Source organism: Geitlerinema calcuttense NRMC-F 0142, from assembly GCF_030285425.1.
In genome coordinates, this window is the sequence record NZ_JASVEJ010000023.1 from 1 (window position 1) to 22,901 (window position 22,901).

The window sequence follows — 22,901 nt, forward strand, 5'->3', positions numbered from 1 at the left end:
CTGATGTTTCCCTACACAGGATTACAATAAACTTTCTCTCTATTTCCTTCCCCAACTCCTAATTCCCAATTCCCAACTCCCTTCTTCCCCAACCCCCAACTCCCAACTCCCAACTCCCTTCTTCCCCACTCAGCACTCAGCACTTTAAACTCAGCACTAACTATGCGTCCTCCAGATGATGAATTTTCCGGTTCGGTTCTCGGTTGTTTTGGGTGGGTGGTTTCGTATTTAGTGGCGGCGTTTGTTTTATTTGTGGTTGTTTTGATCGCCTGTAGCTATTTCAGAACCACCTTTTCAACCGCAATTTTGGCTTGGCTAGGGATAATGATGTTTGTGTCGCTGTTATTTTTGTTGAAACTAACTGAAGGGAGGGGTTAGTTTAGAGGCTTTTGCAGGCGACGGACGGCTGAAAGATATTGTCCCAAAAAGGGCAGACCTGCGATCGCGGGAATTAAGTAGCGCGAAGTACACAATAACCCTAGCGCGGCGGCGGTGGGGGCATCAAAATAGGGTTGATAAAACAGAATTAAGGCTGCATCGCGGGTTCCCACGCCAGCGAAGGTTAGCGGTAACAATCCGGCTAAAATTGCGAGGGGAGATAGGGCTAAATTAGCTAGAAAGGGCGTCCACGCGTTTAAAGCGAGGATGAAAAACCAGATTTGCAACAGGTGGCCTAACCAGATCAGAATGGAGGTGAGGGCGATAATTTGCAGTTGGCGTTGATCTTGCCAGAAATAGCGGTGCATTTCTCCCCAGGAGATTTGCAGGCTATCGAGTTTTTTGCGAAACTTGCGCGGCGCGATCGCTTTTGCTAATAAAAAGAAAAATCGGGCAAATCTCCGCGAGGCTAATAGCAGCGAGAAGAATAGGAAGCCACTCACCACGCAGACGGTCATCACCCAAAATAAAGTATCTTTCTGGGGATATAAGATTAAGCCAAACACGCACCACAATAGCAGCGAGAGGAAATCGCAGGACTTTTCAAACACGACTAGCGAGAGGGACAGCGAACCGTCTAGATGGCCTCGTTCCTTCATGAAGTAGGCTTTGGCGATGTCTCCCATTTTGGAAGGCAAAATCATATTCAGGGTACTGGAGGCTAAAATCAGGCGGTTAGCTTCCCCAATTCCCAAGGCGGTACCGGGTGGCATGAGTCGATCGAGTCGCCAAGAGGTTGCAAAAATTAAAGGGATAACCATCCCCAGGCTAATCGCCATCCAAGTGCGATCGCAGTTTTGAAAGACTTGTATCAGTCCTGAAAAATCTATTTTCCAGTAAATCGCCGCTAGAATAACCAGGCTGACGGCTAGTGAAATAATCCGCTTCATGCGCTTAGATGGCGTTCGAGTTTGAGGGTAGAGTGGGGGGGTAGGTGCTGAATGCGATCGCTTAAATCTAACCACGGTTGCAATTGTCCCCGTTGAAACGTCCGACTCATGACAACATAGATCGAAGTTTGATCGCCCCCTATCCCTGCTGATTCTACATTGTCCCAAGATTGCGCTTGCAACTCATCGGTGACGCGCCACTGTCCATTTTCCCATTGCACTTGTCGCAGAAACTTAAACGGGGCGGTTTGTTTGCCCGTAATCAGCATCTTTTGTAACAATTTACGAATTAAGTTGGGAAAAAATCGCCCTAACGTTAGCATCACCACCCGCAAAACTAACAAGTTCTGGGGGTTCATCTGTTTCTGCTTCGCCCATCCCAAGCTTCCCTGAATTAAAATCCGATCGGGTTCAATCTCAATGGCATAATTATCCACTAAATGCCCAACTGCGTTTTTCAGCTTGCCGCGATCGCGAACCTGTAGGGAAAATTGAGTATCGGAAAGGATGAGTTTGTTATCGCAAAATAGCTTAAAAACGCCTCCTTTGTTCAAGGCGATATATAATTCGGTATTCTCGCGACGGTCGATTAAAAGTTTGGCATTCTCTAGCCACATTCTTTCAGGTTTGCGCGGCGATAAGGCGGGGCGTTCTGGCACAAAATCGCGCCATGCTAAAAGATAATTCCAGGTATGATGTCCAATAATATGATCGTCTGCATAACAGGGATTTAAACCTTGGGCAATCCCTTGTAAAAAGCGGTCGTTAATTTGCAAGGCTTCCGGGAACCAGCGCCCGACTAATTCAAAGCCATGCGGAAAAAGTTATAGGTATTGCGACTAGCATATTCTCCGCCATAGGAACCATCGGGATGAATAAAGTATTGGGCGAGTTCAACGGCTTTAATCAGGGCATCTTTGAGCCGAGGATCGCTGTTTCTCTGATAAAGTCTGGCTAAACAAGAAATTGTTAAGGTATGGTATCCTGGATCGCAGCCTTCATATTCTTGGAACCAGCCTTCAGGATTTTGCCATGCTAATACGCGCTCAATTCGCAACATTTTAGCGCGATCCCATTGGGAGGTATTCAGCAATTCTGAAAGTAAATCGAGGCAAAGGGCAATTAAGGCTTGATGATTCGTCAGTTGTCCGCTTTCGTGATGGGATGACAGCCAGTTTGCCCGCTTTTCAAAGAATTTGAGTAGGGTTTTATTTTTTAAGTCTAGTAACTGATAGCTATCAATACAAGCTAAAAGGGAAAAAGCGGCTGCACCGCTGGCTCGTTCAAAGGGAAAATAATCGTCGCAAGAGCCATCTTTATGAGCGCTTTTTGCGGCGTATAAAATTCCAGCTTCTACCCAATCTCGGATTGCGGGTTGTTGATAATAGGGGTTATTAGGAATATCGCTGTCATAAGCTAAGGCTAGGGGTAAAACAAACTCTTGAGACATTCCGCTGGGAAAGTCGATAATTTTATAATGCCAAAAGTTACGGTCAAAACAACCATAGGTGGGACTATGGGGATTGCGGTCTAAAAGGGTTAGTATTTTAGGGATTTGAGCCAGTGCTTCTTGAGCAAATAAATCTTTCGTCATAGAGAAACCCAACGGCGGGAATTGAATCTTTAATAGAAGTAGCCTTAAAGAAGCTAGGAGCGATCGCTCCTCAAATTACCATGAAACTCAGCATTGTTAACGATACCCTAAAAATCCATTGGGAATGGTACGAGCAACTCTGGGGGTTTAACTTGCAAAATCCCTTTATCATCCCTTTTGAGCATATTACGGATGTCCAGATCGATGAACCTGAAAGCACCTGGAAAGAACTGCGGGCCCCAGGAACGTTTCTCCCCGGTGTCATTAAAGCCGGAACTTATTATACGCCAAGGGGTCGTGAGTTCTGGTACGTGACTCAGGACAAGAATTATTTAACCTTGGTGCTTTATGAAGAAGCCTACAAACGGATTGTTTTGACCCTTGAGGACAACGAATTCTGGCAGCATCAAATACGCCAGCATTTAACGATCTCTTAAAAGGACTCTGCATTTCAGACAGCGAGTCAACTCAGATCGCCCTATCGTATCAATTTTGCCTTTAAAATACGGAAGTAGCCCCTCCACGATCATTTTAGGAAACGACTGTGATTCAGGACTACAAAGGCTGGGTCATTCAACTTATCCAGCAGAATAACACTTGGCAAGTTTGCATCACTTCACCCGATGGGGTGAGTTCCAAAATCGGAAGTTTAGTCGGCTTTCATGCCCATCCAGAAACCGCGATTTTAGAGGCGCAATCTTGTATCGATCGTCACCAAACTGAAATTTTATTGCGAGATATCCTGGAGGATTGGTGCGATCGCGCTCTCATCTCTTGGCCGGAATGGGAGCATCTCAGCACCTCCGTCACCCGCTGGGTTATCCAACATTAAGCGAGCATTTCCTTGGCCCGTTGAATATTCTCGCGTACGGCGTTGGCTGAAACCTGCAACGCCTCTAACTCAGCATCAGTCAGGTTTAAACTCAGAACCTGACGCACGCCGCCACAATGAATCCAACAGGGAACGCCAATAAACACATCGTCAAGATTATATTCGCCCTGGACGTAAGCCGCGACAGGCATTAAACGCGACTGATTGAGCAAAATCGCTTCTATCATCGAACAAACCGAGGAAGCAGGTGCAAAAAAAGCCCCCCCAGTTTGCATCAATTCCACAATTTCCGCCCCCCCATTGCGCGTTCTGGCAACCAAACGCTCGATTGTCGCTGCATCCAAAAGTTCTGTAATCGGAATTCCCCGCACCGTCGAAAACCGGGGAATAGGTACCATTAAATCCCCATGACTGCCTAAAACCGTGGCGCTGATATCCGCAATTGAGCATCCCAACTCCATTGCAATAAACGTCTCAAACCGCGAGGAATCCAAAATTCCAGCCATTCCTAGCACGCGCTGGGGAGGAATTCCCGTCGCTTCCCAAGCGAGATACGTCATCACATCTAGGGGATTGGTCACAATAATCAAGATGGCGTTAGGAGAATGCGCGATCGCATTTTTGGCCGCCTCTACCACAATTCGAGCATTTATCTTTAACAAATCGTCGCGGCTCATTCCCGGCGTGCGGGGTTTTCCGGCAGTAATTACCACAATCGAGGCATCCGCCGTATCCGCATAATCGTTGGTGCCAATAATTTGGCGATCGTGGCGTTCTACTCCCCTAGCCTCCATTAAATCAAGCGCGACCCCTTGCGGCCAACCTTGAATGACATCCAGTAACACCACATCGGCTAAATTCTTTTCAGCAATGCGCTGTGCCAAAGTGCTGCCAACTCGACCTGCACCCACGACTGCTACGCGAGTGGGGGTACACATAATTGAGGAGAGGGGAGTAGAAGCCATGATTTAGATGCTATTTAAACTCTTCTAGTTGATCGAGACGCAACCAAATATTGGGTGTCGGAACTTGACCAAACTTTACCAAAGCATACTCTCCCCGCAAGTCTACCACCTCACCCTTCGTTTCAAACAGGTAGGGGGAAAAGCGCGAATCGCTTGCCTTTGCCTCTAAACTATTTTCTAACTTTTCGCGAACTGCGCGAACGAACGATCCTTTTTTAATCTTGCTCTCGGCCATAAGATTCCGTGCTAGCGTGCAACGAGATACCTTTTGAATTTTAAAGGACATTGCCACAGTTAGGGCTGTGGCGTTCTTTTCCCCCACCTCCCCGCCTCCCCATCCCCCCATCTCCCCACTCTGTTCTCACCACTGCACGGTCAATTCGATTAAGCTAGTCTAGTTATGACTTGAGTGTGAAAAAAAGGAAAGTGTTCATGACGGCAACTTCTGTCCAGTTACAACATGAGATCAAGGATATTTCTCTAGCTCCTCTAGGGAGAAAGCGCATTGAATGGGCTGGACGGGAAATGCCTGTGCTGCGGCAAATTCGCGATCGCTTTGCTCAAGAAAGACCTTTTGAAGGCATTCGATTGGTTGCCTGCTGCCACGTTACCACCGAAACGGCCCATTTAGCGATCGCCCTCAAAGCCGGTGGTGCAGATGCGCTGCTAATTGCCAGTAACCCCCTTTCCACGCAAGATGATGTTGCTGCCAGCTTAGTTGCAGATCATGGCATTCCCGTTTTTGCCATCAAAGGCGAAGATAACGAAACCTACCATCGCCACGTTGAAATTGCCCTCGACCACAAACCCAACATCATCATTGATGATGGTAGCGATGTGGTCGCAACCTTAATTGCCAACCGCCAAAACCAACTGGCTGATTTAATCGGAACCACCGAAGAAACCACCACCGGGATCGTCCGCCTCAAAGCGATGTTCAAAGATGGGGTACTCACCTTCCCCGCCATGAACGTCAACGACGCCGACACCAAACACTTCTTCGATAACCGCTACGGTACCGGACAATCCACCCTCGACGGCATCATCCGCGCCACCAACATCCTGCTCGCCGGAAAAACCGTTGTGGTTGCGGGTTATGGCTGGTGCGGTAAAGGAACCGCTTTGCGCGCTCGCGGTATGGGTGCTAATGTGATTGTCACCGAAATTGACCCGATCCGCGCCATTGAAGCGGTTATGGATGGTTTCCGCGTGATGCCAATGGCAGAAGCCGCACCCCAAGGGGATCTGTTTATCACCGTTACCGGAAACAAGCATGTCATCCGTTCCGAACACTTTGATGTGATGAAAGACGGCGCAATGGTTTGCAACTCCGGTCACTTTGATATTGAAATTGACCTCAAATCCTTGGGTGCCAAAGCCACTGAAATCCGCGACGCGCGTAACTTTACCCAAGAATATCGCCTGCAAAGCGGTAAATCGATTGTGGTATTGGGCGAAGGTCGTTTAATTAACCTCGCTGCGGCTGAAGGCCACCCCAGCGCCGTGATGGATATGAGCTTTGCTAACCAAGCCCTGGCTTGCGAATACTTGGTGAAGAATCAAGGTAAGCTGGAACCCGGCCTGCATTCTATCCCCACTGAAGTAGACAAAGAAATTGCGCGGTTAAAACTCACCGCAATGGGAATTGCAGTCGATACGCTCACCAACGAGCAAGTTGAGTATATCAATAGCTGGAAGTCAGGAACCTAACGCGGGGGTTGGGAGATGGGCGTCAGTTTAACACCCCAACTCCTGATTCACTGTGCAACTTTCTGAACTGTTGCTAAGAGTCAGAACATCTCTTGAAATCCCCTATTTCAGGGGATTTTGAGTATTATCATCCCTCTATTTTCAGATTCTCTTCCTCACCTCTTCAACCCTCAATTCCTACAATGGCTCGACTTTCTGTAGAACTGCAACGCTACTTTTTTGAAGAAGAACGCGCCTCTACTGTCACCCTATCGGAAATCCTATCGCTAGCGGGAGAGCGAATTTTTGGGTTTTTATTTGTTTTATTATCTCTGCCCTCAGCATTGCCCGTTCCTGCACCGGGTTATTCAGTGCCGTTTGGGATTGTGATTTTTTTATTAGCGGTGCAATTAATTGCGGGTGCTAAACAGCCTGCTTTACCAGAACGCATCAGCCACCGACCCATCGCGCTAAAGCAAATTCAAGGGATTATGAAAGCAGGGATTCCTTGGTTGCGTCGGATTGAAACGATTGCGCGTCCAAGACTCATGGGGGTTTGTACCAGTTTACCGGGTCGGGTTGTGGTGGGAAGCGCGATCGCGCTCATGGCGATTTCAATGATGATTCCAATTCCCGGTACCAATACCCTACCTGCGATCGGCATCTTCGTCACCGGATTTGGCTTAATGGAAGATGATGGCTTCATTAGCCTGGGTGGATTAATTCTGTGTGTAATGGGGGCAATTCTCAGCACCTCCATTATTGTTGCCCTCTATATCGGTGGCAGCAATATTCTCGATTTGCTCAAAGATTGGCTTTCTACCCTTTAACCTTGAAATACGCGATCTAGCCCTTTATGGCGCAGTGGATTACCACCATTATGAATTCCCTCGGCTATGGGGGAATCGCATTGTTGATGTTTCTGGAAAACCTATTTCCCCCCATTCCCTCAGAGCTAATTATGCCTCTAGCCGGGTTTACGGTCGCTCAGGGTCAGATGAATTTTACCTTGGCGGTTCTCGCAGGTTTAGCCGGAACCTTATTAGGGGCCCTGCCTTGGTACTATGTGGGTTATGCCTTTGGGGAAGAACGGATTAAGCAGTTTGTAGACCGTTATGGGCGCTGGTTAACCCTCAGCAGCCAAGATATAGAGAAGGCGAACCGCTGGTTCGATCGCAATGGCAAGAAAGCGGTATTAACAGGTCGTCTCGTTCCTGGAGTGCGGACGTTAATTTCGCTCCCGGCGGGTTTAAATCGGATGCCGTTTATCCCATTTCTCTTCTACACCAGTCTGGGTAGTGTCGTTTGGATTGGTTTGCTCACCTTTGCTGGCTATGCTTTGGGGAATAATTACGCCCTAGTTGAGCGATATATTGGGCCGCTTTCCAAAATTATTCTGCTGGCGTTGGTGATTTTCGTTGTCTTTTGGATTGTGAAACGCCAACGACGAGAATCAGAGTAATTGCACTAAGAATGTTGGTCGGTTTACCTATTTCGGCTTGAATACCAAATCGTTTGAATGACTCGTTCTAGTTCTGTTTCCTGCAAGTTAGAGCCGGAGGGCAGACAAAGACCGCGTTCAAACAGGGTTTCGGCAACCTGGCCCCCAATGCATTCGCAACCATTAAATACGGGTTGGAGATGCAGGGGTTTCCAAACGGGGCGGGCTTCTATTTGCTGTTGCGCTAAGGCTAGACGCACTTGTTCTCGCGTTGCCCCAAAGCGTTCGGGATCGAGGGTTAAGCAGGTGAGCCAACGGGTTGCCCGTCCATAGCGTGCCTCTGGCATAAATTCTAGTCCGGGTAGGTGCTTTAAGGCTTGCTGGTAGATGTCAAAGTTACGCCGTCGGGCGGCTACGCGCTCGTTAAGAACCTGGAGTTGTCCCCGTCCAATGCCTGCGAGGACGTTACTGAGGCGATAGTTATAGCCAATTTCAGAATGCTGATAATAGGGAGAGGGATCTCGTGCTTGGGTTGCCAGGTAGCGGGCGCGATGGACGAGGATAGGATCGTCTGAAACCAACATGCCGCCCCCAGAGGTGGTAATAATTTTATTGCCATTAAACGAGTAAATGCCAATGCGCCCAAAGGTTCCAGGCGATCGCCCTTTGTAGGTGGCTCCCAAGGCTTCTGCGGCATCTTCGATCAGGGGAATTTCATAGCGATCGCAAATTTGTAAGATCGGGTCAATATCGGCACTTTGTCCGTACAGATGCACCAAGACGACGGCTTTGGGTAATTTACCCCGCTTGGCTCGTTGTTCGATCGTCTCTTGTAGGAGTTCGGGGTTCATGTTCCAACTGAGGCGATCGCTATCTACAAAAATGGGGGTTGCACCCAGATAAACAATGGGGTTGGCGCTGGCGATAAAGGTGAGGGTTGAGCAAAGGACTTCATCTCCAGGTTGGATGCCCACTAAGCGCAGGGCTAGATGTAAAGCCGCAGTTCCAGAACTGACTGCTGCGGCATGGGGGCTTCCCACAACCTCACAGAATTCTTGTTCAAAAGCATCCACATGGGGACCGACTGGCGCGATCCAGTTGGTGAGGAATGCTTCTTTGACGAATTCCAATTCGCGATCGCTTAAATGGGGCGGTGAAAGTAAAATTGGGTGGTTCATTGCAAAACCGGGTTAACACCCCATCATTTACTACAAATGAAGTAAAGCCCCCCTTGGATGGGTTCATGGAGGAGGGGTTCTAGAGTATTGAGTAACTTTCCTTGGCTAATTTGATAGCTAGACCCTAGCGCTAGGACTTGAAAGCCTAGGTTTTTTAATTCCCGATACATTTCTTCGGCTCTGTACCAGTAGACATAAGGGCCGCGATCGAGTAAGGCGGCAAGATTTGGCTTGCCTCCAGGTTTGAGCCAAGGCTGTTCTTGAATGGGGCGATCGCTACCGGAAAATTGCCTAAACAAATGCAAATACTGGGAATACAACCAATACATCGGCGTCCGCATCCTAGAATCAAAATTGAGGAAGGAAAATAATCCAATCCCATTGCGTCGTAGGATACGATACGCTTCTTTTAACGCTTGCGATCGCTTTTCTTTCTCGTCAATCGATGAAATGATATTTTGGAGATAAACAATTTGGTCAAAGGATTGACTTTCATAACCCAAGTTGGTAGCATCTTGGACTTCAAAACAAATCCTGTGGCTCTTATCTCTACTTTTTGCGGTTTCAATTAATTCGGGAACAAAGTCAAAGCCATAAAGCGACTTAAATCCTAACTCTTGCAAGCCTAAAACAAGCCGACCTCCACCCGTTCCAGCTTCAACCGTTTTGCGGTTTTTATCGAGATAGTTGGCAAACAGAAACTTGTCATCGCGGTCTAAATTGACGCCATACGCCCAACGATTAAACTCCCAAGTGCTATACATCTCTTTGTTGGTTTTCATAACTTCGTTTCCCTCTAGATTTGGCGCAAACGTCTTTAGGCTCTATTTTTGATTTCTTCGAGTTGTCGATCGACCCATTTTTTAAGCGTTTCTGTGTTATCTTTAATTTCTGATAACTGATGCTTGGCTTCTTCCTTCTCTAAGAAACCCGTAATCACTTCTCGCGAAAGTAAGTTAAGTTCGGGATGATAGCCCAATCTTTTAGAGACTTGATACTCCACCAATCCAGGAATCACGCAGTTTGTGCTATTTCCATGAATTTTTACCGTTGACCAACCGATGCCATCCAGAATTCTATAGATATCTTTTTCGGTTAATTGCAGCACAAAAGGAAGCGCAAATAGTTGCATTTTTAATCCCGTTTTCTCATTTGTCACCCACCGAGTAGAACGGACTTCTGGCTCTATCCAATGCCACCAGTTACGCCCCATAATAATTCGATTGATACGGTTTTCAATGCAGTAATCTTGGATTGCTTTATGGAACATATCACCGCACTTGTAGCAGGGATATCCCGTTTTAAAGTTATTGTCCATCATCTCTTTAATATAAGGAGCGAGATCGATGTTAAGAACGACTAGCTCTACTCCCAGCATATCGCAAAGTTTTCGACCATTTTCAATAACCAGGTCGGGTATAAAACCATTTTGAACTAAAACGGCGGTGACATCTAAGCCTAACTTTTTCTTGGCAAGACACAAAGAAACCGCACTATCTTTACCTCCCGAAAACCCAACAACAGCATCCACTTTTGCTCCAGGTTCTCTCGGTGTATTCACAAAGGTTTGTAACTCGCTATCCAAAATTTCTGGCTTGAAGTTTTTCTGATAAGTCATGCACATATTGCACAAACCATCAGCCCCGATATAAATATTGGGAATGCGCGTATCAAATAAGCAATGACTGCACTCTACTGGCTTAATAAACGGGTTCTTGCCTGTATTCAACCAAGTTTTAATCCGATTTTGGAAGTGGATTCGCTTTGCCCGCAGGTTATAATGTTCTCGATTGGAAGAAACATTGCACTGATAGGGCGAGTAATCTTCTCGTAAAAACTTAGGCAATATTGCTTCCCAAGACTTGACTAGAGAAATCATAATTCTAAAAGTCTCCATTAATGTCGATTTCACACTTTTATCAACTGGGCAAAGGCACCCCAAAAACAGAATTAATTATCTGAAAATTGGAACATTTTCAACACCAGATAGGGTTCTATCTGAATATTGCTCTACTTCTTTTAAGGCATTGGTAGAACAACGATAGGACGGAAAAAAGCTGGTTTTCAATAAGAGGTCAGAAGAAACGTTTAAGGATTGCGATCGCAGTTTGACTAACCGAGAATATTGCTGCTCATCTACAATCAATCGCAAAGTCAGAAACTTGCGTCTTTGATGAGAGAAGCCCGCCTTAAAATAATAAACTCCATCTTGCTTAGAACTCCCAACTCCACCTCCCATATTAAAAAATTCATTACCTCGCTCTTTTGCCCAGAAACGAACGTAATCAAACAGAAGCTTTTCAGGAGCAAGCTTCAAGAAACTGTTTCTCGTTCCACCCAAAAATGAGTTAACGATACCGCAGCATTCAGTTACCAAACAAGCGCTAGCAACTCGATTATCTATTTCTACAATACAAAGGTGAAGCTGTTCTTCCAAGGCTAAAAGTGATGAAAAATAGTCGTAACTAAAATAGTAAGACTGGGCGGCGCTGACGCGTTCCATCGTTTCTCGGTAAATCTCGATGAATTCCGACATATAATTTGCAAAAGGAACCATCCTCGCAACCCATCCCGAACGCTTATGGCGATTGATATCTTTACGATGATCGGAACGAGTTTGTCGCCAAATCTCCTCTGGAGATTGCGTTAAATCAATGCCAATTGTCTCCCCGGTTTCTTGGCAAATACTAGCGGGATACACTTGACTTAAATTTTGATTCAAAAAGGGATGCAGGCGGAAAAAAGCAGAGCAAATTTGCTGAGATTGAAAGCTTAAAATAAGCTGCTCTAAAGCCTCCAGTAAAAAATCTGGCGATTGAGCTGCGGCTTCGCTCATCAGAATCCCTGGATAGCCGTAGGGAGACACAACATCATACAGCGGGTAGGGCAGTATTTCACAATTAAATAACTCATTGCAAGAGCGAAGCAAATAGGGAACAAAAAATTTCCGGCTTCCCTGTACGGCCAAAAAAGCCTGTGGGGTTGCGCCAATTCGAGCCGCTTCTAATGCTAGATAAGCCGGTAAATGAAAAACATCATGACGGAGTTGAGACAGGAAATGCTGCCATAACGGACTGGAAAGATTAATAATTTGAGTCTTCATTATTTGACTTATTCAATAATTTCACGTACTAACATGAAAGCCTCTGCGGCAGGCACGCTAATGGTTGACCCTCGAAATTGCGCGAGAGCTTCAAGAGCGGCTAAAGAACGGGGATGAGGCGATTGTTTGAGTTCGGCTTGGTAACAAGCCATTGCTTTAAGTTTTTGTGTCAGATAGGGCGTAATATCTACAAACACCGTTGGAATAAATGCATCTTGTCCAAACGGAGGGGCCCATTCTGTTTCCGATAAGGTTTCATAGCAGAGCAATTTGCGAACAGGACAGCGAGCGAAGGGACGAGCCGCAACTAAAGTGGCTTGAAATACGGCTTGATGATCGATATGAATATCTCCCCGATGGGGAAGATAAACAATATTGGGATGAAATGAATAGAGGGTTTGACGAATGGCATCTGCTAACAGATGACTGGGAATGGTATCGAGTTTGGGGGCTGGAAAGTCTAGGAAATGGACTTCAGTAATTCCTAAAAGAGCGTGGGCTTCCGCCAACTCGCGGCGCACCTGTGCTTCTTCTTCAGGGGAATATAGATCGAGCGCACCCTGGCTAATCACTGCAACCTGCACCTCATCTCCGCAGGCGGTATGGCGAGCGATCGCACCACCACAGCCCAGCACTTCATCATCTGGGTGGGGAGCAATGACCAGAACTTTATTGCTCATAATTAATACCCTTAAGAGGGCTAGCGAATCAATAGCAGCAAACAGGCTCTAAACGTTGTGGGTTCAGAGGTTCAGCGTCCAGAAACTTGCAAGTATCCGGGCCGCAGCAGAAAAGCACATCCAGAATCGAAAGCTGAGAAATAAACCCCACCTGGGGAAACAGTTGTGGATAGAGGGGATGGGCGAACTCTTGCCAAAGTACCTTCACGCCAGCAGCTTCAAACAGCGATAAATCCATATATCGCCTACCACCCGAACCCGATAAGTATGTATCTGCTCCAACAGCTTGGCACGCGTAAATCAAGAGTTCGCTTTTGTGCCCTTCCACCTTCAGCTCAGAGAGGCGCACGATGGGAATATGAATATCCAACTTCTGCATCACCCATTGCAGCAAAGTCATATTTAACTCGCATAAACTGCTCCAGTCTTGACAGAGAATTTGCTGAAGCTCGGAGGCGTACAAGTCAAAGTAAGGGGCGGGCTGATAATTGGTTTTCAATGTCCCCCAGTGCTTGCGCGCCCAAGGAAGTTCTCGGTCAATCTGGACTTGGAGAATGTGCTGTTTCTCCTGATGGAACACTGGAACGGTTAACCATTGCTCCCCCGTACGGGTTTTGATTTTGTTCCGGTGCTGGAGGCCGCGTCTGAGAAACTCAACGCTATCCATTGCAATAAAAATGTCGGCGCGGGCAAGCTTATGAAAAAAGCCAAGATAGGGGAAGTATTGGGGCTGATGAACTGCTGCAATTGTCATAAGGGTGGCTCCCAGAAAGTTGTTGTCTGTTTGGCCGAATTGACTGACACTCACTGCTGCAAGTCCTATGCTGCTGTTGGGTTACGCTAACGCTAATCCAACCGACTATCTTGATTGTCAGTCAACCCGTTAGATTCCTCGGCTACGTTCTGACCCGTTGCTTCCATAAACCCCTTCTTTGTTCAACACCACCTGAATTGTTCGAGCCAGGATGGTTAGATCGAGCCAGAGAGTCCAGCGATCGACATACCAAACATCAAGCGCGATCCGGCTGTCAAAAGGATTGAGGAGTCCCCCCTTCACGGCTTCCCAGCCTGTAATTCCGGGGGAAACGAGCAAGCGACGTTTTTCCCAATTGTTGTAGGTGGACAAACAAGCCACTAAAAGCGGTCGCGGACCGACTAAACTCATTTCACCCCGCAGCACGTTCCACAGTTGGGGCAATTCATCTAAATGGTATTCCCGCAAACACTTGCCAATGCGGGTGACGCGAGGATCGCCTTCAAAGGTGTTTAACCCGGTACCGAGATGAACCGCACCATCAACCATCGTGCGGAATTTGTAGATGGGGAAGGGTTGGCCTAACTTTCCTAAGCGTTCTTGGATGAAGAAAATGGGGCCGGGAGAATCTAAGCAAATGGCGATCGCCACTAGGGCAAAAACAGGCAGCAACCCTACCATTCCCAGGCTGGCGAGGATGATGTCTAATAGACGTTTGAGTGCCAACTGCACGCGCAGTCCTGGACGTTCTGCCAGATAAGCGCGTTCGGCTTGTTGCCATTGTTCTGCTGTCCAGTATTCAGTAACGCTCATCATTGCATTCTGTTCTATGGGGTGAGGGAGACTAGAGAAACGGCTCTTGGGCTGTCATCGATGGCTGAAGGTTCGGGGAAGACAATCCCTAAATCCTGGTAAGCCTCAACGAGTCGCTGAAATACAAAATGCTCGTCATATTCTGCTTCGACTCGCTGGCGACTCTTCGCCCCAAAGGTTTGGCGTAAATCTCGGTTGGCGAGGAGTTCTGCTAAGGCGTTGGCTAAGGCTTCGCTGTCTTTGGGCGGTACGATGAAGCCATTCTCGCCGCTCGCAACGGCTTCTCGACAGCCGCGAATGTCGGTCGCTACGATGGGTAAACCCATTGACATGGCTTCTAGGATGGATCGCGGTACACCTTCGCCGAAGTAGGTCGGTAGGGTGAAAATATCCAATAGCCCTAGCAATTGGGGAATATCTTCGCGATACCCTGTAAAGAGGATCTGGTCGGCAATGCCAAGGTGGGTGGCTTGTTGGATCAGTTCTGCTTGTAAGGGTTCTGAGTCGGTGCTGAGTTGCCCGCCAATGATGAGGACGTGGAGATTGGGAAACTGGGGAAGGAGAAGGGCGATCGCATCCACTAGGTCAGTAAATCCTTTCTCGCGAATTAGACGCCCAATCGTCCCGATGATGAAGTCGGCTGTCTGGGGAATTCCCAAGGATTGTCTAAGCTGTTGCTGTTCGATCGGATTCAGGCGATCGCGACAAAACAGGCTGCTATCTACGCCATTATTGAGGTGACGCACTCCCTGCACCGAATGCAATCCTTGCTTGCAGGCGGTCGTGAAATCCTCATAACTTTGGGTGAGAATTAAATCGGTAAATAAGGCACAGAATTTCTCAATCCCTAAGTAAAGGTGATATTCCAGGTAGGGCGATCGATCGTGGAAGGGAAACCCATGAGCCGTGTAAACAATCCGTTTAACGCCAGCTAATTTGGCAGCAATGCGCCCTAATACGCTTGCAACTGATGTGTGGACATGTACGAGATCGTATTGGTTTTCTTGGAAGAGTTTGACAAGTTGAATTAGGGTTTTGAAATTGCTGAAGGGTGAGATTTTACGATCGATGAAAATGGGGCGAACGATATAGCCTTCTTGTCGGAGTTGTTCGGCTTCAAGATCCGGCGAACAAGCAATTTCAACGTTTAACCCGCGCGATAGAAGGTAATCGACTTGAGGGCGTAATAACTTTTTGGCGGTAATGCCAATGGAACAGAGATGTAGGATTTTCATAAAAGTCAATTGGGGTTTGAGAGGGTCGAAGATTCAAAATTAAGCTAGCTTATAACGACTTTTGTGAAGAATTCGTTTGAGCCAAGAAACGAGTTTATATTTGAAGCTGACACTGGTATCGAGCTTCAAGGTCTTAACGTCCGATCTGATTTTTTGAGCGTAGGCAAATTTATCGTCAACGACCTTAAAGTTAGAATAATTGGGATGGCAGATTACCAAATTTTGAAAGATTTCTTCAATGTGAGGTTGAATCCGTTCTTCGTCTGAAAGTTCACAGTGATTAATTCCATCTGAAACTTTTTTTCCAGTCTGGGCTTCGATTTGAGCGTAACTCCAGGAGTAATCGTCAAAGACAATCCAACCTCGCTGTCTGAGTAATTTATCAACTAGGAAAAACGCAAAGCCATCGATTGTCCAGTTCTTTGCCCCATCAATAAAGCAAAAATCATAAATAGGCTGGCATTGATGCTCGACCATTGCCGCTTCTATTTTCTTTTTGAGAAACCAATTGTAGCCGGTTCTCTCTCGTACTACAGTTACCCAGTCTCCTAAACCCGTGCGGCTTAAAAGCAGCTCAATTGAGGGATGCAGGTTTTGACTCATTTCTAGATCTATACTGGTGAGATGACCGCGATTGAGTTCCTGCAAAGCAGCAGCCAGATAGCAACTACTCACCCCATGAGCAAAGCCAAGTTCTAGGCATTGATTCGGCTGAGTATCCATAATAAAATCGTAAAGAACTTTACCCATTTGAGGGCTTGTGTAAGGAATGCCTTCTAGTTGGGAGGCAACATCGTTGAATTTCATGGTTGTGAATTTTTATTGTCAATAAATTTGTTTGAAACGAAATTTCAGGTGGAGCAAGCCAAGAAACTTGGATTGCAAATCTCTACGACTAAAGCTGGAATAAAATTGTTGAATCTGGCAATTATATAAACATGTTTAGCTCATCTCAGTCTTGCCATTTTGCCGCCCTTTAAAAATGCATCTGCCCCTCTAAATGCAGCACTTTTTTCTGAATTGAGCCATGATTGTTAGCCGTTACCTGATAGGTTCCTTCCGGTAAATAGATAACCGCGACCTCAGAGGGGACTGAAACCTCTAGAATCTGTTGATTACCCCGTTCGATCCGCAATTGGGTGCCTCTGCGAGCGATCGCCACCTCCAAGCGACCGATCTTTTGACGAGCGATCGCAAGCTGTAAAAACGCCTCTCCCGCTTGTCCCCCCTCAGCTCGCATGACAGCCTTTCCCCGCTGCAAAATCCGTCGTCCCAAGGATTCAGCTTCCTGTAAAAAAACGCGATCGCCACTCACCCGATAAGCATCCACCAGAATGCTCAAAAAGATAGTCTGCTGCCGATCCAAACCCCCAGCCCGATCCCCAATTCCCCGATCGATGCGCTCAGGAACCAACCCCTCGCTTCCCATCTTCACCAAGTTGCTCCAGGCAACCTTCAGCCTTTGAAGATACTGCTCGTCTTGGGTGACTTGGTAAGCGCGAACCAGAATATGCAGCGTATTGTATTTCCCATCGCCATATAGCTCGCTCACCGCCGGAGTCCCCAGGGGGGTTAGCTTGCGAACAAAATGCCCCCATTGCGGGTTCCAAGCTTGCTCAAACCACAGACGGGTTACAGCCATTGCCCAATCTCGGTAGCGCGTGTTGCCCGTCATCTGATACAAATCGAATAACTGACGCACGTAATATAAAGTGTCCGTATCGCTTGATGGCTCCTCCGGTCGATTGAGGGCTTGAGACGGAATCAGCAATTCTGGTAATAGCGGTAAGTTGGGATTCATCCGGTTTTGCCAGACAAACTGCAACTTTTGGTCAGCCCACTGCAAAAACTGAGGATCTCCTGTCCTCGCTGATAAATAGGCTAATCCCTTTGCCACCTCCCCATAATCTTGAATCAGGGTAATTGCGCCCCTGGGTTCGCCGCCGTTCGCCACATTCACCCAACCCCACATCCCGCCCCGTTCGCCCGATGGAGTGCGAAAATCAAAATATTGCAGCGTCGCTTTTGCTAAGGCAACACAGCGATTCTGTAAAGTCAGGTCATTGGGAAACCATTGGCAAAAGTCGATTGCTCTCCCGATTAGGGCGACGGGTTGCTTGCCCTCAGTTTGGAAATGGCGGAGTTGCGGGCTGTAGGAGTTGGGCAGATTGCTGTAAGGTCGAGTGTTGTAAGAGAAAGGAATCAAACCCGTTTGAGGGTGGCGGGGGGCAAAAAAAGCCTCTGCCAATAGGCGCATCGTGGCATCGGCGGGTTTATAGTTCAACGACTTAAGGGCAATGGGTAAGTAGTTATCTAAATGCCCGCGTACCAGGTAAGTCTGGGTTTTGGCAATGTTGTTCCAGTAATCTTCTAACCCGTAAAATCCGGCGGTGAGAAATTCATCTCCAGCGGCGTAGTAGATTTCGCGATCGCCCTGGTGTACCGGACGCGCGCACGCTATAACCGCCACCCAATAAACGAAACAGACGATCACCGCTGCGATCGCCAGGAGTTTGTAAAAGGGCGATCGCAACCTTCGCATCCGGCGAAAACGCCGCTTGGCGATCCCTATCCTCATCATTATTTTTGCCCAGAAAAAATTAGAGAACTTTCAGCTTAGATTCAGCCGGGGGATAAGCGGGTACAGTCGGCTGCTCGAAGGAGGCTCGATCCGGGCGTTCTGACAGCAGCGCCTCATAGACTTGCATCACGCCGCTGACATAGGCATCGGTCGAAAAGAGACGCTTAACGCGATCGCGACCCGCTTTCCCCAAATCCTGCCGCAACTGTGGATCGCTCAGTAACCGTTCTAAAGCATCTGCAAGGGCAACAGCATCGGCGGGGGGAACCACAAAACCAGTCACCCCCTCTTCAATTTGTTCGCGCACCCCTGCGATCGCAGTTCCCACCACCGGCAACCCCAAAGCCATCGCTTCAAGATGAGTGCGCGGAAATCCTTCATTTCCCCGAATCTCAATCGCGCGATCGCCAGAATTAAACCATTCTCGGCTAACGGACGGCAACACTTCAATATCTGCAAGCTGGTAAAAGGGAAACGGATCGGACTGCCAACCTGTAAAGGTGACATTATCAATGCCCAGTTCTTGCTGTCGCTGCATTAACCCGTTGGCATATTCTTGATATTCCGACTCAATATCCCCAACGCAGATAAACATCACGCGATCGCGCCAACCGCGCCGATTCAGTTCCGCAACCGCATCCAACAGGTGATGATGTCCTTTAAAAGGCACCACCGAGGCAAAACACCCCACCATCAATTGACCTTCAGCCTTCAGCGCAGCTAGCCAAGGACTGGGTTTCCCCCGCACAGCAACCTCTTGAATCCCGTTGTAAACCGTTACAGCTTTTGTCCGGGCTGCGGCGCTTAAGCAAGATTGAATCGCCCAACAGACCGTAATGATGCGATCGGATACCGTTTCAAAGATTGTTTGAGCAATCCCAGCAAAAGGCATCTCGCCCCGGAGATGTCCAACCACCGGACAATCGGCCAAACGAGCCGCCAGTCCGATCGTCAGCGCCCCTCTAGCCCCATTGACGTGAATAATATCCGGTTGCCAGTCTTGGATCAGCGACAGACATTGAAAGGTGTAGGGTAATAACTCGCTCACCCCCACCCAAAGCTGGCGCGGCAAAGACCAACTCAGCATCGCTTTACCAAACTGATTGAGGGAACGTCCGGGAGGCAAAACCACCACCTCAATCCCTGCATTTCTATACGCCTCAGCCGCCCGTCCTTCACCCGCCAGTACCACCAGGGGCGTTACTGTTTTGGGCAGATGGGCGATCAATTCAAATAAACTGCGGTTTGCCCCCGCCATGCGCTGATAGTAAGCGATGTAGTAGAGGACGCGAATGGAGCCTCTAGCGGAGTTGCGAGCATTCAGTTGAGCATCAGAAAAAAGACTAAAACAAAGCATGGGTGAGTTGTCGTCATCGGGGATCGAACCTAGCCGTTCCTTAGTACCTGCTAGGCGGCGATAAGACATCGCTAGGGGATAGGGTTTTATCAATAAACAGTTGGAACCACAGCTCTAGAATGAGTAATGCCCATAAGCTTTGTCCGCGATCGGCAATGCCTTGTTGGTGTTCGTCAATGAAATGGGCGATCGCTTCGGGGCGGAAATACCCCCGCTGTCGAGCCGTCTGAGACAGCAGGATGGGATGTAACAGCGCCCCCAAATCAGAGCGCAACCAATCGGATGTGGGCAAAGAAAAGCCTTGCTTGCGGCGATAGATCAGATCGCGAGGTAAATAGTTTTCTGCCAAGCGCTTCAGCAAGCGTTTGGTATGCCACTGCTTGAGCTTGAGGGAGGAGGGAATTTTGCTAGACAGCGCCACCACGCGCATATCGAGTAAAGGCGATCGCGCCTCTAACCCATGTGCCATCGTGGCAACATCCATCTTGGTGAGAAAGTCATCGGGTAACAACGCCATCAAATCGACGTACAAAGCCCGATCCACCCAATCGGGGCTTCCTGCCTCATGCCACAAGGCTCGATATAAAAGATCGCTATCCCATTCCTGAGCCAAACTCCTCAGTAAAGGGCCGAATAAATCCTGTTTGGAGAAGCGGAACGTCCGGCTACCCACCGAATCAAAGACATAATTACCCTGTTTGCCTCGGCTAATCTCGCTAACCCAGCGCAACTTGCGAATTCCCCGCACGCCGCGTTTTTCCAGATTGCGGCAGAGTGCCGCCAACCCCTCCCGCACACCATCAGGGAGACGATGCAAGCTTTGGGCCGCTTTCACCGCTAGCACGCCCCGATACCCTGCAAAATTTTCGTCTCCGCCATCCCCAGTCAGGACAACCTTAACGCGATCGCGGGCTGCTTTTGCGAGGTAATAGGTTGGCAAAGCGGAGTGATCGGCAAAAGGTTCGCCATACTGAAAAATCAGTTCGGGCAGCACAGCAGCAGCATCGGGATAGAGAATCTGTTCGTGATGCTGAGTGCCGTAAAGTCTCGCCACCCGTCGAGCATGGGGCAGTTCATTATGGGATTGCTGCGGGAAGCCGACCGAAATCGTCGTGACGGGATTGCTAGAGAGTTGGCTCATCAAGGCAACCACCAGGCTAGAATCAACGCCCCCACTTAGGAAGGCTCCTAGGGGCACATCGGCAACTAAGCGATCGCGCACGGCATCTTTCAACAGGGCATCAAGGCGCTCTAACCACTCCTGTTCGTCGAGTTGTTCCTGCTGAGAGAAGTCGGGATGCCAGTAGCGCAGAATTCTAGGGTTTTGGTGCTGTCGGTACTCCAGCCGATGGGCAGGAGGGAGCTTGAAGACGCCCTCAAATATGGAATCGGGAGAGGGAACGCACAGGTAGGTTAAATAATCGAGAATGGCGCTTGGCGAAACTTCAGGCGTTTTTCCTAAAAGTTCTAGCAGGGCGGGTAATGTAGAGGCAAAGGATAGCCCGCCCCCCAATTGCGTGTAATAAAGCGGTTTCTTGCCCAAATGGTCGCGAACCAGGTGCAAGGTTTCAGTCGGCTCATCCCACAGAGCAAAGGCAAACATACCGCGTATCCGCTGCAATAAGCCTTCAATTCCCCATTGCTCGTAGCCGTGAATTAGAACTTCTGAATCAGTGCGGGAGCGGAAATGGTGTTGGGGTTCCAGTTGGGTTCGCAGCTCGGCAAAGTTGTAAATTTCTCCGTTAAAGACGAGCCATATCGTCCCATTTTCATTGGTCATGGGTTGCTGACCGTCATCGGATAAGTCAATAATTGCCAGACGGCGATGGCCGAGAGCAACGCGATCGCCCCATCGAGTTCCCTGGCAATCTGGCCCGCGATGAGCCATACGTTGCAATGCTGCTAGCAAACGGGAGTTGGCCGTGACGGAGCCAACCGTTCCGCAAATCCCACACATGAGTCCTCCTTAGAGTGATTGAGCGAGCAATTGTAGGAATAAATTTCCATAGGTAGCTGCGATGGTCTGAGCCTGAAAGTCTTGCGATCTCAGTCGTCCGCGATCCGAGAGATGCTGTCTCAGCGCTGAATCGGTCAGTACCCGCGCGATCGCCTGGGCGAGGGATTCCCCATCGGCTGGGGGAACGAGCAGACCGTTAACGCCATCCTCAATAATTTCTGCCGGGCCGTGATGGCAGCGGGTGGCAATGACAGGCGTACCGCAGGCCATCGCCTCAACAATGACGTTCCCAAATCCCTCATAAAGGGATGACAGCACGAAGACATCGGCGGCGGCCATGTATTGATACGGGTTGCTTTGAAAGCCAACGAGACGCACGCAATCTGATAAGCCTCGCTTCTGGATCTGCCGTTCTAAAGAAGATTTCAGAGGTCCTTCTCCCACAATCCACAGGTGGGCGGGTACCGTCTCCCGCACCCGCGCAAGGGCGTCAATTAGATAGGAAAACCCTTTTTGCTCGTGCAACCGACCGCAAGCAACGATTAGGGGGATAGCGCGATCGCGCCCAATGGGATGAGTTGCGCCTTGCAGAACGTGGGGATCGACCCCAGCATTGTAGATGACTTCAAGCGGACAAGGCTTGCCCGACATCAGGGTGGCGATCTCTGCGGCGACGCCTTGGGAGATGGCGATAATTTGGTCAGCCCGATCGTAGAAATGCGCGATCGAAAAGCACATGAGCCGATCGAGGGGATGCCAAAGGCGATGATACTGAGCAATGGGGGCGTTCTGAACGCTAATTGCAAGGCGGGGAGGTTTGGCGAGTTTGTAGCAGGCCAAAATGGCGGCTAGGTTGGCATGATCTTGCACCGCACATAACAGATCGGGCTGTACGGTTTGAATCAGGCGTCGTAGGGGAAGGATGGCTCGAATTGTACGAACGAGACTAGAGCGGATGTGGGGTGGATTTAAGGCATAGACGGCGACATCCTCGGCGAGGGCCGCTTCGTAAGTGCCGCCTGTTTGGGCTAAGGCCACCGACACGGTAAACTGACTGCGATCGAGGGCATTGATCGCCCGCAAGACGTGCATTTCTGCTCCGCCATTGCCCAGAGATGGGGTAAAGAATAAAACTTGCGCTTTTTTAGCACGAGGTTCCCGATGGTTCTGAGCGCGATCGTTGGGCAATCCAACCGGGCGGGTATAGGGCTGCATAGAGGTCAGAGTTTTTAGGCGATGAGTTGTATGGGGGTGGATGCAACCCATTGGAATCGAGAGCGGCTGCAATGGGTTTTGTTCTAAGCGGGGCAGCGATCGCAATATTTGGTAAAACCCGATTGTTCTATCAGTCATCCTGTTAATAGTGTTGTGAAAATGCGGGGAGAAGTCTTGCC

22 protein-coding genes and 1 pseudogene are annotated in these 22,901 nt (G+C 48.7%); 6 read left to right on the forward strand and 17 right to left on the reverse strand.

Translation table 11 applies throughout. The features are described 5' to 3' along the window. Nucleotides 1-162 precede the first annotated feature (162 nt). Nucleotides 163-378: a hypothetical protein gene (locus tag QQ055_RS06135; protein WP_286004372.1), complete on the forward strand. Its 216-nt coding sequence runs from the start codon at nt 163-165 to the stop codon at nt 376-378. Here the strand turns inward: QQ055_RS06135 and QQ055_RS06140 are convergent. Both QQ055_RS06140 and QQ055_RS06145 read right to left on the reverse strand, forming a co-directional pair. Next, nucleotides 375-1,328 carry a lysylphosphatidylglycerol synthase transmembrane domain-containing protein gene (locus tag QQ055_RS06140; protein ID WP_286004373.1) on the reverse strand — a complete coding sequence of 318 codons (954 nt, stop codon included), beginning with the start codon at nt 1,326-1,328 and terminating at the stop codon, nt 375-377. The genes QQ055_RS06135 and QQ055_RS06140 overlap by 4 nt on opposite strands. Beyond that, nucleotides 1,325-2,922, reverse strand: a pseudogene (locus tag QQ055_RS06145) (hypothetical protein). Before QQ055_RS06145 ends, QQ055_RS06140 begins: the two are co-directional and overlap by 4 nt. Before the next feature lie 80 nt (nt 2,923-3,002). Between QQ055_RS06145 and QQ055_RS06150 the strand changes: the two are divergent. Next, nucleotides 3,003-3,359, forward strand: coding sequence for a hypothetical protein (locus tag QQ055_RS06150; protein WP_286004374.1), 357 nt, complete (start codon nt 3,003-3,005; stop codon nt 3,357-3,359). 107 nt (nt 3,360-3,466) lie between these two features. Further along, entirely contained in the window at nt 3,467-3,754 is a 288-nt protein-coding gene (locus tag QQ055_RS06155; protein ID WP_283358376.1) for a hypothetical protein, read from the forward strand. Here the strand turns inward: QQ055_RS06155 and mdh are convergent. Both mdh and QQ055_RS06165 read right to left on the reverse strand, forming a co-directional pair. Further along, entirely contained in the window at nt 3,751-4,719 is a 969-nt protein-coding gene (mdh, locus tag QQ055_RS06160; RefSeq protein ID WP_283358375.1) for a malate dehydrogenase, read from the reverse strand. The two genes, QQ055_RS06155 and mdh, sit on opposite strands and share 4 nt — an antisense overlap. Before the next feature lie 10 nt (nt 4,720-4,729). Beyond that, entirely contained in the window at nt 4,730-4,954 is a 225-nt protein-coding gene (locus QQ055_RS06165; RefSeq protein WP_069965909.1) for an NAD(P)H-quinone oxidoreductase subunit O, read from the reverse strand. A 197-nt stretch (nt 4,955-5,151) separates the two neighbouring features. Between QQ055_RS06165 and ahcY the strand changes: the two genes are divergently transcribed. The 3 genes from ahcY (at nt 5,152) to QQ055_RS06180 (ending at nt 7,870) form a co-directional block, all read left to right on the forward strand. Beyond that, entirely contained in the window at nt 5,152-6,429 is a 1,278-nt protein-coding gene (ahcY, locus tag QQ055_RS06170) for an adenosylhomocysteinase (protein ID WP_069965908.1), read from the forward strand. Between the two features lie 182 nt (nt 6,430-6,611). Next, nucleotides 6,612-7,238 carry an exopolysaccharide biosynthesis protein gene (locus QQ055_RS06175; protein ID WP_069965907.1) on the forward strand — a complete coding sequence of 209 codons (627 nt, stop codon included), beginning with the start codon at nt 6,612-6,614 and terminating at the stop codon, nt 7,236-7,238. A 26-nt stretch (nt 7,239-7,264) separates the two neighbouring features. After that, a complete protein-coding gene (locus tag QQ055_RS06180) occupies nt 7,265-7,870 on the forward strand; it encodes a DedA family protein (protein WP_286004375.1) in 606 nt (201 codons plus the stop codon). 23 nt (nt 7,871-7,893) lie between these two features. Here the strand turns inward: QQ055_RS06180 and QQ055_RS06185 are convergent, their stop codons facing one another. The 13 genes from QQ055_RS06185 to QQ055_RS06245 all read right to left on the reverse strand — a co-directional run bounded on the left by QQ055_RS06185 (nt 7,894) and on the right by QQ055_RS06245 (nt 22,860). Next, on the reverse strand, nt 7,894-9,027 hold the full coding sequence (locus QQ055_RS06185) for a DegT/DnrJ/EryC1/StrS family aminotransferase (protein WP_283358373.1): 1,134 nt from the start codon (nt 9,025-9,027) through the stop codon (nt 7,894-7,896). Between the two features lie 23 nt (nt 9,028-9,050). Further along, nucleotides 9,051-9,809 carry a class I SAM-dependent methyltransferase gene (locus QQ055_RS06190; RefSeq protein ID WP_283358372.1) on the reverse strand — a complete coding sequence of 253 codons (759 nt, stop codon included), beginning with the start codon at nt 9,807-9,809 and terminating at the stop codon, nt 9,051-9,053. A gap of 35 nt (nt 9,810-9,844) precedes the next feature. Continuing rightward, entirely contained in the window at nt 9,845-10,906 is a 1,062-nt protein-coding gene (locus QQ055_RS06195) for a 7-cyano-7-deazaguanine synthase (RefSeq protein WP_286004376.1), read from the reverse strand. 75 nt (nt 10,907-10,981) lie between these two features. After that, nucleotides 10,982-12,130, reverse strand: coding sequence for a GNAT family N-acetyltransferase (locus QQ055_RS06200; protein ID WP_283358370.1), 1,149 nt, complete (start codon nt 12,128-12,130; stop codon nt 10,982-10,984). Nucleotides 12,131-12,138: 8 nt separating this feature from the next. Continuing rightward, the gene (locus tag QQ055_RS06205; RefSeq protein ID WP_283358369.1) at nt 12,139-12,810 is read right to left on the reverse strand and encodes a PIG-L deacetylase family protein; all 672 of its coding nucleotides are present in this window, start codon (nt 12,808-12,810) and stop codon (nt 12,139-12,141) included. Nucleotides 12,811-12,838: 28 nt separating this feature from the next. After that, entirely contained in the window at nt 12,839-13,564 is a 726-nt protein-coding gene (locus tag QQ055_RS06210) for a WbqC family protein (RefSeq protein ID WP_286004377.1), read from the reverse strand. Nucleotides 13,565-13,693: 129 nt separating this feature from the next. Next, nucleotides 13,694-14,377, reverse strand: a complete 684-nt coding sequence (locus tag QQ055_RS06215; RefSeq protein WP_286004378.1) for a sugar transferase — start codon at nt 14,375-14,377, stop codon at nt 13,694-13,696. A 14-nt stretch (nt 14,378-14,391) separates the two neighbouring features. Then, on the reverse strand, nt 14,392-15,612 hold the full coding sequence (locus QQ055_RS06220; protein ID WP_286004379.1) for a glycosyltransferase family 4 protein: 1,221 nt from the start codon (nt 15,610-15,612) through the stop codon (nt 14,392-14,394). Between the two features lie 39 nt (nt 15,613-15,651). Beyond that, on the reverse strand, nt 15,652-16,419 hold the full coding sequence (locus QQ055_RS06225) for a class I SAM-dependent methyltransferase (protein WP_283358365.1): 768 nt from the start codon (nt 16,417-16,419) through the stop codon (nt 15,652-15,654). 169 nt (nt 16,420-16,588) lie between these two features. Then, nucleotides 16,589-18,193 carry a hypothetical protein gene (locus QQ055_RS06230; protein WP_286004380.1) on the reverse strand — a complete coding sequence of 535 codons (1,605 nt, stop codon included), beginning with the start codon at nt 18,191-18,193 and terminating at the stop codon, nt 16,589-16,591. A gap of 19 nt (nt 18,194-18,212) precedes the next feature. Continuing rightward, entirely contained in the window at nt 18,213-19,619 is a 1,407-nt protein-coding gene (locus QQ055_RS06235; RefSeq protein WP_286004381.1) for a glycosyltransferase family 4 protein, read from the reverse strand. Then, on the reverse strand, nt 19,591-21,507 hold the full coding sequence (gene asnB / locus QQ055_RS06240) for an asparagine synthase (glutamine-hydrolyzing) (protein ID WP_286004382.1): 1,917 nt from the start codon (nt 21,505-21,507) through the stop codon (nt 19,591-19,593). Before asnB ends, QQ055_RS06235 begins: the two co-directional genes overlap by 29 nt. Nucleotides 21,508-21,516: 9 nt before the next feature. Continuing rightward, entirely contained in the window at nt 21,517-22,860 is a 1,344-nt protein-coding gene (locus QQ055_RS06245; protein ID WP_286004383.1) for a glycosyltransferase, read from the reverse strand. Between the last annotated feature and the right edge of the window lie 41 nt (nt 22,861-22,901).

Coding starts and splice junctions, on each gene's coding strand:
- QQ055_RS06135 (WP_286004372.1), top strand. CDS start 163: ATGCGTCCTCCAGATGATGAATTTTCCGGTTCGGTTCTCGGTTGTTTT.
- QQ055_RS06140 (WP_286004373.1), bottom strand. CDS start 1,328: ATGAAGCGGATTATTTCACTAGCCGTCAGCCTGGTTATTCTAGCGGCG.
- QQ055_RS06150 (WP_286004374.1), top strand. CDS start 3,003: ATGAAACTCAGCATTGTTAACGATACCCTAAAAATCCATTGGGAATGG.
- mdh (WP_283358375.1), bottom strand. CDS start 4,719: ATGGCTTCTACTCCCCTCTCCTCAATTATGTGTACCCCCACTCGCGTA.
- QQ055_RS06165 (WP_069965909.1), bottom strand. CDS start 4,954: ATGGCCGAGAGCAAGATTAAAAAAGGATCGTTCGTTCGCGCAGTTCGC.
- ahcY (WP_069965908.1), top strand. CDS start 5,152: ATGACGGCAACTTCTGTCCAGTTACAACATGAGATCAAGGATATTTCT.
- QQ055_RS06175 (WP_069965907.1), top strand. CDS start 6,612: ATGGCTCGACTTTCTGTAGAACTGCAACGCTACTTTTTTGAAGAAGAA.
- QQ055_RS06180 (WP_286004375.1), top strand. CDS start 7,265: ATGGCGCAGTGGATTACCACCATTATGAATTCCCTCGGCTATGGGGGA.
- QQ055_RS06185 (WP_283358373.1), bottom strand. CDS start 9,027: ATGAACCACCCAATTTTACTTTCACCGCCCCATTTAAGCGATCGCGAA.
- QQ055_RS06190 (WP_283358372.1), bottom strand. CDS start 9,809: ATGAAAACCAACAAAGAGATGTATAGCACTTGGGAGTTTAATCGTTGG.
- QQ055_RS06195 (WP_286004376.1), bottom strand. CDS start 10,906: ATGATTTCTCTAGTCAAGTCTTGGGAAGCAATATTGCCTAAGTTTTTA.
- QQ055_RS06200 (WP_283358370.1), bottom strand. CDS start 12,130: ATGAAGACTCAAATTATTAATCTTTCCAGTCCGTTATGGCAGCATTTC.
- QQ055_RS06205 (WP_283358369.1), bottom strand. CDS start 12,810: ATGAGCAATAAAGTTCTGGTCATTGCTCCCCACCCAGATGATGAAGTG.
- QQ055_RS06210 (WP_286004377.1), bottom strand. CDS start 13,564: ATGACAATTGCAGCAGTTCATCAGCCCCAATACTTCCCCTATCTTGGC.
- QQ055_RS06215 (WP_286004378.1), bottom strand. CDS start 14,377: ATGAGCGTTACTGAATACTGGACAGCAGAACAATGGCAACAAGCCGAA.
- QQ055_RS06220 (WP_286004379.1), bottom strand. CDS start 15,612: ATGAAAATCCTACATCTCTGTTCCATTGGCATTACCGCCAAAAAGTTA.
- QQ055_RS06225 (WP_283358365.1), bottom strand. CDS start 16,419: ATGAAATTCAACGATGTTGCCTCCCAACTAGAAGGCATTCCTTACACA.
- QQ055_RS06230 (WP_286004380.1), bottom strand. CDS start 18,193: ATGATGAGGATAGGGATCGCCAAGCGGCGTTTTCGCCGGATGCGAAGG.
- QQ055_RS06235 (WP_286004381.1), bottom strand. CDS start 19,619: ATGTCTTATCGCCGCCTAGCAGGTACTAAGGAACGGCTAGGTTCGATC.
- asnB (WP_286004382.1), bottom strand. CDS start 21,507: ATGTGTGGGATTTGCGGAACGGTTGGCTCCGTCACGGCCAACTCCCGT.
- QQ055_RS06245 (WP_286004383.1), bottom strand. CDS start 22,860: ATGACTGATAGAACAATCGGGTTTTACCAAATATTGCGATCGCTGCCC.